Source organism: Arthrobacter psychrolactophilus, from assembly GCF_003219795.1.
GTDB classification, from domain to species: domain Bacteria; phylum Actinomycetota; class Actinomycetes; order Actinomycetales; family Micrococcaceae; genus Specibacter; species Specibacter psychrolactophilus.
Genome location: NZ_QJVC01000023.1, coordinates 17,477 through 32,979, shown reverse-complemented (window position 1 = coordinate 32,979; position 15,503 = coordinate 17,477). Strand labels below are relative to the sequence as shown.

Below are 15,503 nucleotides of genomic sequence, written 5' to 3'. Positions count from 1 at the left end.
TGCAGTTCTTGGACCGAAAACCCTCGTAACGGGGTAACTCGGTCCAAGAACTGCATCCTCGATTTGTTACGGGAAGAGCAGTTAGAACTCCTCGCCCTCGCCCACCACGGCCGAGGCCGGGCCCACGATCAAGGGGTCCGGGACGCCAACCAGCTCGTGGTCCTTGCCCGTGTACTCGAACAGGCTCAATACATGGCGCATGGCCGCCAGACGAGCCCGCTTCTTGTCATTGGACTTCACCACCGTCCACGGCGCATGCCGCGTATCGGTGCGCTTAAACATGCGTTCCTTGGCTGAGGTGTAGGAATCCCACTTATCCAAGGACGCCAGATCCATGGGTGAGAGTTTCCACTGCCGGACCGGGTCTACCTGGCGGATGATGAAACGGGTCCGCTGCTCGGCCTGCGTGACGGAGAACCAAAACTTGATGACGGTCATGCCGTCGTTGGCCAGCATGCGTTCGAAGAGCGGCGCCTGCCGGATGAATTCGTCATATTGTTCCTTGGTGCAAAAATTCATGACTCGTTCAACGCCGGTCCGGTTGTACCAGGAACGGTCGAACAACACCATTTCCCCGGCGCTGGGCAGGTGTGACACATAGCGTTGGAAATACCACTGGGTTGACTCTCGCTTGCTAGGTTTTTCCAGCGCCACGACCCGGGTACCTCGGGGATTGAGGTGTTCCGTGAAGCGCTTGATGGTGCCGCCCTTGCCGGCCGCATCACGGCCCTCGAACAAGATCACCACGCGTCGCCCGGTAGCCTTGATCCATTGCTGCAATTTCAAGAGTTCAATTTGCAGCAGCCGCTTTTCAATGTCATAGACGTCCCGCTCGAGTCGCGCCTCATAGGGGTAGCCATCTCGCCAGGTGTCGACCTGGGTGCCATCCGGGGCCAAGAGAATCGGATCGTCGTCGTCGTTATCAATAACGGTAAACCCGGTGAAGTCCGGGCGCGGTTGAGTCATGGATTGACCATAGCGTGAGGGGATGGACTGATTGTGAACAGAAGGTGGAGCGAAGGTGAACGAGACGGTTTTGGAAGCGCTTTCGCGTAGTCATGTGACGGTTCGGGCTTTCGAGCTGGCCGGTGTAGACCAGGCGCTGGCTGGCGCCTTGGAGTCGGCCGAACACGAGAGGGCAGCGACGCTCCTAGACGCCGTAACGCGCCGTGACTTTCTCGCCGGCCGAATCACGCAGCGGCTCATGGCGGCGGAGCTGCTGAGCGTTCCGCCGCAGGAGCTGAGAATCGCCTACCACTGCCCCGATTGTGGGCTCAACCCGGTTCCGTCGCATGGTCGGCCCGGCTATCAGCTGCATGGCCTTCACTCATCCCTAACGATCAGCCTGTCGCGCAGCCACGGCTGGGGTGTGGCCGCCATGGTGCCCGGTGCGGGCCAAGCCCTGGGTATCGATGTGCAGAAGATTTCTCAAGTGAGCTTTGCCGGGTTCGACGACGTCGCGTTGAGTCCCACCGAAAGGAAGCGTCTCGCTCTGATCGCCCCGGGCGCGCAGAATGACTGGCGGGCCACAGCATGGGCGCGCAAGGAAGCGCTGGCCAAGCACTCGGGGCTGGGCCTGCGTACCGACCCCACCCTCATTCCGGCTTTTCCCGAGGACCAACTACCGGAGCGGGGCTCCCAGCCTGTCATGCTCTGGGACCTTGCTCCCGCAGATCTGGGCATGCCAGCGGGATTCGCGGTGGCTGTGGCGTTTAGTGAAAGCCTGTTGTCTGCGGACGCAACAGAGTCAGCACATCTTTAACCATGGACAGGGCAGCGCCGGCCGGGCTTGATCGCCCTCCCTGAACCGTGATGTCCCCGGCCTCGGGGCACTGGAAGGTGATGGCTTTCTCGGGTCCGGACAGGTGAAAAAGTGGATCGCTTGGCTCCAGCGCCTCGATCCGGACGGAGACGTGTAGCGGCTGTTTGAGGGATGCCGTGGCGACGGCACGTAGCCGCTGGCCCGCACCGAGTTCGGCGATGATTCGTCTGAGCGAGTCGTCGTCGATTCCTTCTTGTTCGACACGGATCTGGGACACATCCCAGCCCCACAGCAGGCCAGCTAGCAGCCGGGCCTTAGTTGCGGTGTCGGATCCGCTCAGGTCCGCGCTCGGATCCGACTCGGCAATACCAAGCCGCTGCGCCTCGGCGATCGCTTCGACGAGACTCGAGCCTGCGGAGATTCTGTCCAGGACAAAGGTTGAGGTGCCGTTAGGACAGGCACGCAACGATTCGCAGCCCAGTCCCTGGACGCCCAGTCGGGCCAGATCGGCGGCCGGCAATGCGGCGCCGGTGGCTCCCGAGATCCTGATGCGGCTGCCGCCCTCCTGCGCCGCGGCGGCCAGTTCCTGCCAATGTGTCAGCAGATGGCTTTTCGTTGCCGTGACAACATGGATGCCCTGGCGCAGGGCCGTGAGGGATTCCTCGACAGCGCGCGGATGTGCGCCGGATGATGATGGGGTGGCCTGAATGAGTGCCACGGCGCCGGTCGCGGAGAGGAACTCCGTGATGGGTGTCAGTGGCGTCCACAGCGGACGGGCCGGCACCGCTGAATCCGGGTCCAGCAGGATCTGGTCTTGGTGCCCACGGATCCCCGCAACAAAAAAGTCCTGGGAATGTGTGGCACGGATGCGGGCCAGGAATTCCTGGGCCACGGGCCCGAATCCCGACAGGACTAGAGGCAACGGTTGTGACGTAGGTGAGCCGTTGCCGGCGAGCATATTTTCCACGGTCGTTGAGCCGCCTCTAGAACTGGGGTAGGGGAGGAAGCTGCTTCCGGAACAGCCACGGCGTCAGGATGGCGGTGGCCGAGAATCCAGGGATATCCGCACAGAGCCGATCGGCCAGGGCGATAAAGCGCGGCGTTGACACCGAGCCGTGGCGGTTGTCTAGGACCCACTGCCGCAGCAGGGTGAAGAACTTCTCGTCTCCGCTGGCCGCGCGCAGGGCCGTCAGGGCCAGCGCCCCGCGCTTGTACACGGCGTCGTCGAACATCATCTCCGGGCCCGGATCGCCGACAGCTAACTCGACCGGATCAGCCACGAGTTTCGCGTGGGCGGCCGAGGCTCGTTCGGCGATGGTCATGGACCCGCTCTCTTCGGACCACAGCCACTCGGCATAGCAGGCAAAGCCCTCGTGCAGCCAGATATCGTTCCACGCCGCCAGGGTCAGGGAATTGCCGAACCACTGGTGCGAGAGCTCATGGGCGATGAGGCGCTGAGACTCCCAGCTGGTATCGAGGTGATTGGAGCCAATGATGGAGAGTGACTGCGCCTCGAGCGGGATCTCCAGCTTGTCCTCGGTCACCACGACCGTGTAACCGGGGAAGGGGTAGGGGCCAAAGGACTCGGTAAAAACCTCAACCATTTCCCGCTGCCGAGCCAGGGAGGTGGCCGTCCGTGCGAGGAGCTTCTTCGGTGCGGCCACCGTGATGGGTAGCTGATTTCCGCCTGTCGGGGCAGGTAAGGTGAGCAACTTGTAGCGACCAATCTGCACCGTGGCCAGATAGGTCGCCATGGGGGCCACTTGTTCATAGACCCAGGTTTCGCGGCTGGATTTCTTGCTATGCGAGAGCAGGCTCCCGTTGCAGACGACCGTGTAGTCGGCATCGGTTGTCACGGAAAAACGATAGGAGGCCTTGTTATCTGGCCGATCGTTGCAGGGGAACCATGTTGGAGCCCCCGTGGGCTGGCCGGCGACCAGCACGCCGTCGTCCAGTTCCTCCCAACCCACCTCGCCCCATTGGCCATCATCGGGAGCCGGGAAACCGCTATAGCGAATGTCCAGCGTGAACATTTCCCCTGCAGCTACGGGGGAGGGCAGTTGCAGCTGCAATTTCCCGTCCCGGTGAGCATGTTTGAGTATGCGTTTCCCATTGACGGAGGCCTTATCCATGCCGAGCCCGATGAGGTCGAGCTCGACAGAGTCCAGCGACTCCAGGGCACGCGCCGTGAGGATTGCCCGGCCGGTGAGCTGATTTCCCGCGAGCCGTATCGCCAGCTCGAGGTCATAGTGTGCGACCGCAAAACTGCTGCTGCCGTGCGAGGGAATGTAAGGGGCCGGGGCATCAGATGGAGCCCGATGCCGGGGGAGAGACGGGAATTTCATGCGAGGTCAGGTATCCGAATCAGTTAGGAGGTCAGGCGCGGTCGGCGAATTCCGGGCCCTTCCAGGGGCTGATGGGGTTACCCATCCAGTAGCTACTGGCCGGTACGGATTCTCCGCGCATGACGAGGGATGCGGGTCCCACGGTACCGCTCGTGGCGATCCTGGCCGCTGGCAGGATCACTCCGTGCGGGCCCATGGTGGCCCCATCCTCCAGCGTAACCGTATCGATGGCCATGACCCGGTCATGGAAGAGGTGGGTCTGGATGACGCAACCACGGTTCACGGTAGAGCTTTCGCCCAGCGTGACCAGATCCGCCTCGGGCAGCCAGTAACTTTCGCACCAGGCGCCATGCCCGATCTTGGCGCCAAGCGCGCGCAGCCACCACACAATAGCGGGCGTACCCACGGCTGCCCGTGCAAACCAGGGCGCCGTGACCATTTCAATGAAGGTATCCACGACCTCATTGCGCCAGATAAATGAGCTCCACAAGGGGTGCTCGCTGCGCTTGATTCGGCCCACGAGCAGCCACTTGGCGGCCACCGAGCTGCCGGCGGCAAAGGCGCCGGCCGCCATCATGACGACGCCGCTCAACAGTGCTGCCAGCCAGTAGCTTCCCGTCTGGGCAACGGCGTCGAAGACCGTCAAAACCGCGGCGGCCACGGCCACGGTCAGGATCGTTGGCACGAGGCGGCAACTTTCCCACAGGGCACGGGCTATCTTGAGTCGCATGGGCGGAGCGAAGGTCAGGGATTCGTCGGTGTTGAGATTCGTGCGGCGCAGGCGAACCGGCGGGCTACCGAGCCAGGACGTGCCAGCCTTTGCCTTGGCCGGGGCGGCCGACAGTACGGCCACGAGCGAGTTGCGGGGCAGGGTGCGCCCGGCTGCGGCCATGCCAGAGTTACCCAGGAAGGAACGCTTGCCGACCTTGGCCGGTGCGATATGAATATAGCCGCCACCGAGTTCATACGAGGCGATCATGGTGTCATCGGCGAGGAACGCGCCTGCACCGATGGTCGTCATTTTCGGCAGCAGCAGCACCGTGGAGGCCTCAACGTTCTTGCCCACCTTGGCACCGAGCAGGCGTAACCAGACGGGGGTGAACAAGCTGGAGTAAATGGGGAACAGGAGATCTCGCGCCATGTCCAAGATTCGCTCCGTGGCCCAGACCTGCCACCCAATGCGACTGTGGATGGGGTAATGCCCCTCGCGCAGGCCGATGCCCAGGAGGCGAACGGAGAGCAGAGTCAGCACCAGCAAGGTCAGGAACCAGGCCAGGGCCGCGATCGGAACCGACCATAACAAGGTGGGAATGGCTGCGGACAGCGATTCTTGGCCTTGAACCGCACCAAGAACGACGGCGACAGCCGCCAACGCCGCAAGGAACGGTAGGAGGGCCAAGAGTGCCGAGGCGCTGGCAAAGGGTAGCTGATGGCGCCAGGTTGTGGCGGCCGGCTCATCGGGCCAGGAATGCTTGGCCTTGCCGGTTCGTTCGGCGGGGGATCCGGAGACCGTCACGCCGGGCTTGACCTTGCCGCGCACGGCCGATCCCGGAGCAACATGCGCGCCGGCCCCAATGCGAGCTCCGGGCATGAGGGTGCTACGGGCGCCCACGATGGCTCCGGCGCCAACGGAAATTTCACCAATGTGAACCCAATCGCCGTCGATCCACCAGCCGGACAGATCAACCTCGGGTTCCACCGAGGCGCCCTCCGCTAGGCGCAACAGGCCCGTCACGGGCGGCACCGAATGCAGGTCAACGTTCTTGCCCATCTTCACACCCAGGGCTCGGGCGTAATACGGCACCCACGGTGCACTGGCGAGGGACACTGCGCCTGCCAAGTCGGAAATTTGCTCCGCCAACCACAGCCTCAGGTGGACCTTGCCGGAGCGCGGGTAACTGCCGGGGCGAACCCCGCGGAGCAGGATCCGGGCAGAGACAACGGAGATGGCCATGCGGCCCCATGGGGACACAAAGATCGCCCACGAGAGACCCACCCACCACCAGGAAATCGTGGGGGCACCCGGCAGCAGGCCCTGCCAGGCGGCAACGTTATTCAGGGCCATCAGGTAGGTGAGCCACCGCATGCCCACCAGGATATGGAGCGGAACCCCCATGAGGGTTTGGAACACCTGGGACTTTCGCTGGGTGCGGCCCACCGTGCGGTCGACCACGACAATGGGGCCACCGCTGGGCACGGAACCCAAGGCCAATTCCAGGAGGGCACCGATCCGCGGGTGCGAATAAATGTCGGCAACCGTAATGCGCGGGTAGCGCTGTCGCAGCGCCGAGACCAGCTGGGCGGCCGCGAGACTGCCGCCACCGCTGGCAAAGAAGTCGGTGTCGAGTGAGGCCGGGGCGCCGCCCAGCACGGCCTGCCACTGATCCAGCACCCATTGCGCCTCCGGACCGAGGGAACCGGAGAGGGATGCGCCGTCGTCCGATGCTTGTTCCAGAGGCCAGGGGAGAGCCTTACGGTCCACTTTTCCGCTGATCTTCGTGGGCAGGGAATCGGTGAAGGTGAGCAGCGGAATCAGGGCTGCCGGGAGGGACTCGGCCAGCAGCGCGCGTAACGCGGCCGGGTCCGGAGAGGTTCCGGGTGCCGGAACGAGATAGCCCACCAGCAGCTGGCTGCCACCGGCCGTGTCCTGAACGGCGGCCGCGGCGCCGGAAATCTCCGGCAGGGCCTGGAGTGCGGCATCAATTTCGCCCAGCTCGATGCGTCGCCCGCCAAGCTTAACCTGATCGTCGGCGCGACCCATGAAGATCAGACCAGCGCTTTCCAGCCGGACCAGATCCCCGCTGCGGTAGGCGCGTTCCCAACCAAAGGCCGGCATAGGGGCATATTTCTCGGCGTCCTTGGCCGGGTCTAAATAACGGGCCAGGCCGACGCCGGCAATGATCAGCTCGCCCACCTCACCCTCGGTGACGGGTTCGCCGGTGGCATCCACCACGGCTAGGTCCCAGCCATTGAGCGGCAAGCCGATGCGGACAGGGCCGTCCCCGCCCAGGGGAGCGGCACAGGCAACAACAGTTGCCTCGGTGGGGCCATAGGTGTTCCAGACCTCGCGGCCCTTAACTGCCAGACGCGTAGCAAGTTCGGGAGGGCAGGCCTCGCCACCAAAAATGAGCAGTCGGACAGATTCCAGCGCTTCCGCGGGCCACAGTGCGGCCAGTGTTGGCACGGTGGAAACCACGGTAATGCCATGAGAAATCAGCCAGGGGCCAAGGTCCATTCCGGAGCGAACCAATGACCGCGGCGCGGGAACTAGTGCGGCTCCATAACGCCAGGCCAGCCACATCTCTTCACAGGAGGCATCGAAGGCCACGGAAAGCCCGGCCAGCACCCGGTCATCGGAGCCAATGAGCTCGGACTGCAAGAAGATGCTGGCCTCGGCGTCGACGAAGGCCGCGGCGGAGCGGTTGCTGACGGCCACGCCCTTCGGGGTGCCGGTGGAACCGGAGGTGAAGATGATCCAGGCGTCATCCGTTGGCAGTGGTTCACGAGGATGTGGGAACGGAGCGGGCCGTTCGCCGAACAGCTGTAGTTCCTTGCCTGCCAGCGGGTCGCCCAACACCGCGGCGACCTGTGCTTCACCGAAAACTAGGGTGGCGCGTTCCTCGGGGTCGTCGGCGTCGACGGGGACGTAGGCCCCGCCGATAGAGATGATGGCCAAAATGGAAAGGTAGAGCTCCGCCGTTCCGGAGGGGATCCGCACACCTATTTTGTCTCCGGCGCCGAGTCCGGCCCGAGTAAGGATTCCGGCCTTGACGCGTACGGCCTTCAGGAGTTCGTCATAACTAAGGGCTTTGACGCCGTCGTCCAATGCGGTGGCATCGGGATTCAACTCTGCCGAGGCTTGCAAGATGTCCCACAATGTTCTGGGTTCAGGTGCCAGTTCGCTGCCTGGCATCTGAGCGACAAATTCGGCTGTCGGTACCTGGTCGGGGGAAGCGGTGGCTTGAGCCGTGGGGACATTCATTGAGGCAGGGTTCACAGCCTCACCGTGAACTATTAAGGTGAACGGAAGTTGAACGGATCCCAATGTGACCTGAGGCGTCGTTCGCGGGTCACCTCGGCGAATTGCCGACGGTGCTACCGCCCCTCGCGGTCCCTTCTGGACCACCAGAGAGCCCACTTTGTAAACGCTTCCAACACTTAATTGATACTTCTGGATAGTATCTTCGGTAATTAGGCATCAACTTCTGGAAACGCTTGCATTAACGCTTCGTGCGCTGCTAGCGTCACAGTCATTGCCGTGCACCATGTGTGCCATATCACCCTTGGAGTCAAAGATGACAGAGTATCTGCACGCCCGACGAGCGCTTGCCTTAGCGCTCTCGGGCGCACTAGCAGCATCAGCCCTGCTGACACCCGCATTCGCCATCGCCACAGCCACGAGAGCCGACGCGGCGGACGGCCGCGTATTCACCTTGGTGGGTGACCTGCAAGACGAACTCGGTTGCGCGGCTGACTGGGCGCCTGAATGCCCGGAGACAAGACTTGTCGAGACCGGCACAGCCGGCGTCTACTCGGCGGACGTCACACTTCCCGCTGGATCCTTCAACTACAAGATCGCCGTGAACGGGTCATGGGATGAGGCCTACGGTCACGACGGTGAGAACATTCCGCTGGCAGTGGCGGGGGAGAGCCGGCTCCGGGTCACCTTTGATGACACCACGAAGCGCATCGGTGTGCAGCCGCTCGAGCTGCGCGGCGACTACAGCGCCGCGGACGATGCACTAGTCACCGCTCCCGTCCGGCAAGCTGGTGCCGGAGAGAACTTTTACTTTGTCATGACCGACCGCTTCGACAACGGCGACACCGCAAACGACGAGGCGGGCATCGCCGGAGGCCGTCTGGAAAGTGGCTACGATCCAAGCGAAAAGGGCTTTTACAATGGCGGCGACATCGCCGGACTGCGCAACCGGCTCGATTACATCGAAGGCCTGGGCACCACCGCCATCTGGCTGACACCGAGCTTTAAGAACCGCCCCGTGCAGGGCGAAGGGGCGGATGCCTCGGCCGGTTACCACGGCTACTGGGTGACAGACTTTACCCAAATTGACCCGCACCTTGGCACGAACGAGGAACTATCCTCCCTCATCGACGAGGCGCACGCCAAGGGCATCAAGGTGTACTTCGACATCATCACCAACCACACGGCCGATGTCATCGCCAACGAGCAAAACCAGTACTCTTACCTGGAAAAGAAGGATGCGCCGTACAAAGATTCGGCCGGGGCGCCCTTCGACCCCGCAGACTTTGCCGGCACCGACACCTTCCCGGATCTCGACCCGGCCACCAGCTTCCCTTACACACCGAAAGTCCAAGAAGCAGACGCGAACCTCAAGGTTCCGGCGTGGCTGAATGACACGACGCTCTACCATAACCGTGGTGATTCCATCTGGTCCGGTGAGTCGGAAACGTATGGCGACTTCAACGGTCTCGACGATCTCATGACCGAACACCCGAAGGTGGTCGACGGCTTCGTTGACGTTTTTCAGGACTGGGTTGATTTCGGCATCGACGGATTCCGGATCGACACCGTCAAGCATGTCAACCTTGAATTCTGGGAGAAGTGGACCAGCGGTGTGCTCGACTATGCGCACGCCAAGGGCAAGGAGGACTTCTTCATGTTCGGTGAGGTTTACAGCGCCGACCCGAAGATCCTGTCCCCGTATGTACGTAAGACCGATATGAACTCGGTGCTCGACTTTTCTTTCCAAGACGGCGCGGTGGGCTATGCCACCGGCAACTCCGCACGAGGACTGCAAACACTCTTTGCCGGGGATGACTATTTCACGACGACAAAGAGCTCTCCGACCGCGCTGCCGACCTTCCTTGGCAACCACGACATGGGTCGTGTTGGCTACTTCGCGAACAACACCGCCAACCCCTTGGAGCGCGACGAACTCGCCCACGAGCTGCTGTACCTCACACGCGGCCAGCCGGTGATCTACTACGGCGACGAACAGGGCTTCGCGGGCGAGGGCGACGGGAAAGACAAGAATTCGCGCCAAAGTCTCTTCGGCACTCAGGTGGCTGAATATGCAGACCAGAAGCTCGTCACAGGCGAATCAAATGGCACCGCCGACCGCTTCGACACCGAAGCGCCGCTTTACCAACACATCGCCGCACTCGCCAAGCTCCGGGCCGACCACCCAGCACTGGCACAGGGTGCCCAGATCCAGCGATATGCAGAAGACGGGGCAGGCATCTACGCCTTCTCCCGCGTTGACCGAGACGAAAAAGTGGAATACCTCGTGGCACTAAATAATGCCGCAGAGGAAAAATCAGTTGCGGTGACCACACTGACCCAGGACGGCGGATTCGAACCCCTCTACGGTGCCGACGCGGCAGTGCAGAGCGACGCGGCAGCCGTCACCACCATCACCGTGCCCGCCATGAGCGCGGTTGTGTACCGCGCGGACAAGGGCATCACGGCGCCAGCCACCGTCACTGACCTCGCGCTGACCCTCCCTGCCGCGGGTGCAGCACTCACGGGAAGCACCGCCATCAGCGCAAACATCGACCAGAACGCCTGGGCCGAGACCAGCTTTGCCTACCGCGTTGTGGGCGGCGAGGAATGGCTGCCACTCGGTACCGCTGAGAGCACAACGCCGCGCGTGTTCCACGACAGCGAAACACTGCCGGCCGGCACGCTGGTTGAATACCGTGCGGTGACCACGGATGCCGCAGGCAACCACAGCGCCGCCTCCAGTTACGGCTCTGCAGGATTCGCCGTGACCACTGAGGAGACCGAAGCCCCCGAGGCCGAGATCAGCATGGTCACGGTCCCCGGCAACCACAACGTCGCTATGGGCTGCGCCGCCGACTGGCAGCCGGCCTGCGAAGCGGCAAAGCTCACCAAGAACGAGGACGGCATCTACGCCGGCACCTTCGAGTTGCCGGCAGGCTCTTACGAGTACAAGGTCGCCATGAACGGCAGCTGGGATCTCGCCTACGGTTCCGGGGGTGACTCCAGTGGCGACGCGAAGAACCTGACATACACGCACGACGGCGGCCCGGTCACCTTCTATTGGAACCCGGTCACGAAGATCGCCCAGAACACCTCGCAGGCACCGATCATCACCCTTGCCGGCGATTTTCAGGCGCAACTCGGCTGCAGTGAAGATTGGAAGCCGTCCTGCTTCGCCACCTCCATGCACGACAGCGACGGTGACGGCGTCTACGAGTTCTCGACCGACCAGCTCGCTGCGGGCAACTACTCCGTCAAAACCACGCACGGCTTAGGTTGGGACGAGAACTACGGCGTTGACGGCGCTCCCGGCGGCGAGAATCTGGCATTCTCTGCCAGCACCGGTAAACAGATTAACTTCCGTTACACCTTGGCGACGCACATCCTCGAGATCGAGGTGGCCGATCCGCCGCTCGCCGGGCTCGGTAAGCTGCAAGCCAAGTGGATTGATGAAAATACCGTGGCCTGGCCGACCGCGCTGCTCGGCTCGGTTCCTGCCACGGATGCGTCCTGGCAACTATTCCACTCAGCATCGGCAGGATTGAAGGTTGCCGACGGTGCCGTCAGCGGTGGCGACGCCGTTGACCTCAGCTACGATTCCGAAGGATTTTCGGCTGCACAGCTGGCAACATCTCCTGCACTAAAGACCGGCTACATCGTGCTGCGGCCGCCAGTCGTGGACCAGGTGAAGACGGCCGAGCTCCTCAAGGAGCAGTTGCAAATCGCGCAGACAAGCGAGGGTGCACTGAGCGCCTTCACGGGCGTGCAACTTCCCGGGGTCCTCGACAGTTTGTACGCAGACTCGCTGGCCGAGCGCACACTCGGGATCAAGTGGAACGCTGGCAGCCCTACCTTCACCTTGTGGGCGCCGTCGGCTCAGAAGGCCACGCTTCTGACGTGGCCCGTGGACGGCTCGGGGGTTCCGGCACGTACTGCGGCAACGTGGGATGCTGCCGCCGGAACGTGGACGGTCGCAGCAAACGCGATCAAGGAGAATGCACCCTATCTCTGGGAGGTCGACGTCTACGCCCATTCAACAGGCAAGATCGAAACAAACCAGGTAACGGACCCGTACTCGATCGCCCTGACAACGAACTCGACCCGTTCGATCGCCGTCGACCTCGAATCGGCTGCCCTGGCACCCGAGGAGTGGGCCACCACGGCGGCGCCGGTCATTGAGAAGCAGGTTGACCGTTCCATCTACGAGCTGCACGTGCGTGACTTCTCGATTGGTGACGTCACCGTGCCGGAGGAAGAGCGCGGCACCTACCGGGCCTTCACCCGTGACAGCGCCGGAACCGATCAGCTCCGGGAATTGGCGGCAGCCGGCATCAATACGGTGCACATGCTGCCGACCTTTGACCTTGCCACGATTGAGGAGAACCGTTCAGCCCAGAAGACCCCGGACTGCGACCTCGCCTCGTTCGGCGCAGGATCGGAGGAGCAACAGGCATGCGCCGGTGCCGTTGCCGATCAGGACGGTTACAACTGGGGCTATGACCCACTCCATTTCCAGGCGCCCGAAGGTTCCTATGCCGTTGACCCGGAAGGTGGCGCCCGCGTCGGTGAATTCCGGGAAATGGTTGGCGCCCTGCATGCGACCGGCCTGCAGGTGGTGCTTGATCAGGTGTACAACCACACCGCCGCATCGGGGCAGGCCCACGCCTCGGTGCTGGACAAGCTGGTTCCCGGTTACTACCAGCGACTCAACTCCGATGGAAAAGTTGAAACCTCCACCTGCTGCGAGAACGTGGCAACCGAGCACAAGGCCGCAGAGAAGCTCATGGTCGACTCGGTTGTCCTCTGGGCCAGCGAATACAAGGTTGACGGTTTTCGCTTCGACCTCATGGGGCACCACTCCAAAGCGAACATGTTGGCAGTGCGTGCCGCCCTCGACAAGCTGACCCTCGAGAAGGATGGCGTTGACGGCAAATCCGTCATGCTTTACGGCGAAGGCTGGAACTTCGGAGAGGTGGCCGATAACGCCCTCTTCGAGCAGGCCAGCCAGGGTCAACTGGCCGGAACCTCGATCGGCACGTTCAGCGACCGGCTGCGCGACGCCGTCCACGGCGGCAGCCCGGTGGCAGGAGATACCAAGTTCCAGCAGGGATTTGGAACCGGTCTTGCCACCGATCCCAACGGATTGGAGATCAATGGAACACCGGAAGAGGCGCTAGCCGAGCTCCAGCATCAGACTGACCTGGTCAAGCTCGGCCTGGCCGGGAACCTCAGCGACTACAGCCTGACCACCTCCAAGGGCACCGTGGCGAAGGGATCCGAACTGGACTACCGGGGTTCACCGGCAGGCTACGCAAGCCAACCGGATGAAATCATCAGCTATGTCGACGCCCACGACAACGAGACGCTCTTCGACACCGGGGTGCTCAAGCTACCCGCCGACACCACGATGGCCGACCGTGTTCGCATGAACACGCTGTCGCTCGCGACCGCAACGCTGGCCCAGACGCCGTCGTTCTGGCACGCGGGAACGGAGCTGTTGCGTTCGAAGTCCTTGGACCGCAACAGTTACAACTCCGGTGATTGGTTCAACCGCATCGACTGGACGGGCCAGGAGTCAACGTTTGGCTCGGGGCTACCACCGAAGGTGGACAACGAGGATCACTGGGCGGCCATGCAGCCACTGCTGGAGAATGCGGCCAACAAGCCTCAGCCTGCCGCCATCTCGGCCGCGGAAGCTGGCGCGCTCGATCTGTTGCGGCTGCGTTCCTCGATTGACCTGCTGCGTCTGGGCTCCGCCGAGCTCATCGCGGATAAGGTTTCATTCCCGGGCAGTGGCGCAGATGCGACACCCGGAGTCATCGTCATGAGTATCGACGATTTGGTGGGCGAGGACGCGGACCCCGCCCTTGACGGCGCCCTGGTCGTCTTCAATGCCGGCACCGAATCCGCCAGCCAGACGGTCGGTACTCTCGCCGGACGCAACTACGCGCTCTCACCGGTGCAGTTGAACGGGCTCGACCCCATCGTCAAGCAGACGGGCTGGGATGCCAAGAGCGGAACCGTGAGCGTCCCCGCACGCACCGTCGCGGTGCTCGTGAACGCGACCACCGTGGAGCCGACCGAACCCGCGAATCCCGAGCCAAGCACCGCGCCAAGCACGGATCCCGGAGCGGGCCCCACGGTCCCGGGTGGAAGCGAAGAGCCTAGTGCAACGACAAACCCGAGTATCCCGGCAACCGCCGTGGCGACGGACACGCCGTCGGCTATAGGCGATCTCCCCACTACAGGTGCCCACATCGCGGTGCTGAGTGGGGTCGCCCTGCTGATGCTCTTTGCGGGGCTGGCGGCATTCCGAGTGGCCCGCAGAAGGAGGGCTGGCCACTAACTTCAGCAGCGACAAACAATTTTGGGCGGGCACGGAATTCATTCCGTGCCCGCCCAAACGTTTGTTACGGCTCCAAAATGACCTTGCCCGTTGTGACGCGGCCCTGCAGCGCGGTGTGTGCCGCTCCGGCATCGACCAAGGGGAATCGGGCTCCAATGCGGGCCCGCAACGTGCCCGCCGCCGCAGCCGAGAAGACCTCGGTGGCTCGCCAGCTGCGTTCCTGAGCATTCAAAAGGTAGTTTCCTAGTGTGGGGCGGGTGACGAACAGGGAGCCGCCGCTGTTCAAGCGCTGGAGATCAAGCGGGGGAACCTGACCGGAGGAACCGCCGAAAAGCACCATCATGCCCCGGGTGCGCAGCGACGACAGCGAGCCGTCGAAGGTGTCTTTGCCTACGCCGTCGAACACCACGTCCACGCCCACACCGTCGGTGAGCTCGCGCACGGTGTCGGCAAAACCTTCATAGCGCAGCACCTCGTCGGCCCCGGCGATGCGTGAAAGCTCCTCCTTTTCCTCCGTGGACACCGTTGTGATGACGCGGGCGCCGCGTTCCTTCAACATCTGGGTCAGGAGCAAGCCAACTCCGCCGGCGCCAGCGTGCAGCAGCACGGTCTGGCCGGGCTCTACGTGATAGGTGGAATTCATGAGGTAATGGGCCGTCATGCCCTGCAGGGGGAGGGCAGCGGCAACATCCATCGGCACGCCGGCCGGAACGTGGATCGCCTTCTCGGCGGGAATGATGGCGTACTCGGCATAGCATGCGGTGCCCTCGGCCGTGGCGACGCGATCGCCAACAGCAAAAGTGGAAACTCCCTCTCCGAGACCAACCACCTGACCGGAGGCCTCCGTGCCCGGAGTGAAGGGGAAGGGAACGGCGTAAACCCCCGAGCGCTGGTAGCTCTCGATGAAGTTCACACCCACGGCGACAATCTTGACCAGCAATTCACCGGCACCGGGCACGGGCATCGGGACTTGTGCCAGCTGCAGGACCTCGGGTCCGCCCGGGGCGGTGGCGACAATGGCGTTGGTGAACTCATTCATGGTTGACTCCAAATCGGTGTTTCTCACGA

7 protein-coding genes are annotated in these 15,503 nt (G+C 63.0%); 2 read left to right on the top strand and 5 right to left on the bottom strand.

The window, feature by feature from the left end; genetic code table 11:
* Positions 1-81 precede the first annotated feature (81 nt).
* The gene (ppk2, locus tag CVS30_RS15765; RefSeq protein ID WP_110486517.1) at positions 82-966 is read right to left on the bottom strand and encodes a polyphosphate kinase 2; all 885 of its coding nucleotides are present in this window, start codon (positions 964-966) and stop codon (positions 82-84) included.
* A gap of 55 nt (positions 967-1,021) precedes the next feature.
* Between ppk2 and CVS30_RS15760 the strand changes: the two genes are divergently transcribed.
* Positions 1,022-1,762 (top strand): 4'-phosphopantetheinyl transferase family protein, encoded by a 741-nt coding sequence (locus CVS30_RS15760; RefSeq protein WP_110486516.1) that lies wholly within the window; start codon positions 1,022-1,024, stop codon positions 1,760-1,762.
* On the opposite strand, the gene CVS30_RS15755 is transcribed toward CVS30_RS15760, so the two are convergent.
* The 3 genes from CVS30_RS15755 to CVS30_RS15745 form a co-directional block, all read right to left on the bottom strand.
* Positions 1,713-2,654 carry a hypothetical protein gene (locus tag CVS30_RS15755; RefSeq protein ID WP_220033937.1) on the bottom strand — a complete coding sequence of 314 codons (942 nt, stop codon included), beginning with the start codon at positions 2,652-2,654 and terminating at the stop codon, positions 1,713-1,715. The genes CVS30_RS15760 and CVS30_RS15755 overlap by 50 nt on opposite strands.
* A 91-nt stretch (positions 2,655-2,745) precedes the next feature.
* Positions 2,746-4,107, bottom strand: coding sequence for a M1 family metallopeptidase (locus CVS30_RS15750; RefSeq protein ID WP_110486514.1), 1,362 nt, complete (start codon positions 4,105-4,107; stop codon positions 2,746-2,748).
* Positions 4,108-4,138: 31 nt separating this feature from the next.
* Positions 4,139-8,020, bottom strand: coding sequence for a Pls/PosA family non-ribosomal peptide synthetase (locus CVS30_RS15745; RefSeq protein ID WP_245934643.1), 3,882 nt, complete (start codon positions 8,018-8,020; stop codon positions 4,139-4,141).
* Between the two features lie 382 nt (positions 8,021-8,402).
* Between CVS30_RS15745 and pulA the strand changes: the two genes are divergently transcribed.
* Positions 8,403-14,435, top strand: a complete 6,033-nt coding sequence (pulA, locus tag CVS30_RS15740; RefSeq protein WP_110486512.1) for a pullulanase-type alpha-1,6-glucosidase — start codon at positions 8,403-8,405, stop codon at positions 14,433-14,435.
* A gap of 64 nt (positions 14,436-14,499) precedes the next feature.
* Here pulA and CVS30_RS15735 read toward each other — a convergent pair whose 3' ends face one another.
* The gene (locus CVS30_RS15735; protein ID WP_110486511.1) at positions 14,500-15,474 is read right to left on the bottom strand and encodes a quinone oxidoreductase family protein; all 975 of its coding nucleotides are present in this window, start codon (positions 15,472-15,474) and stop codon (positions 14,500-14,502) included.
* Positions 15,475-15,503 lie beyond the last annotated feature (29 nt).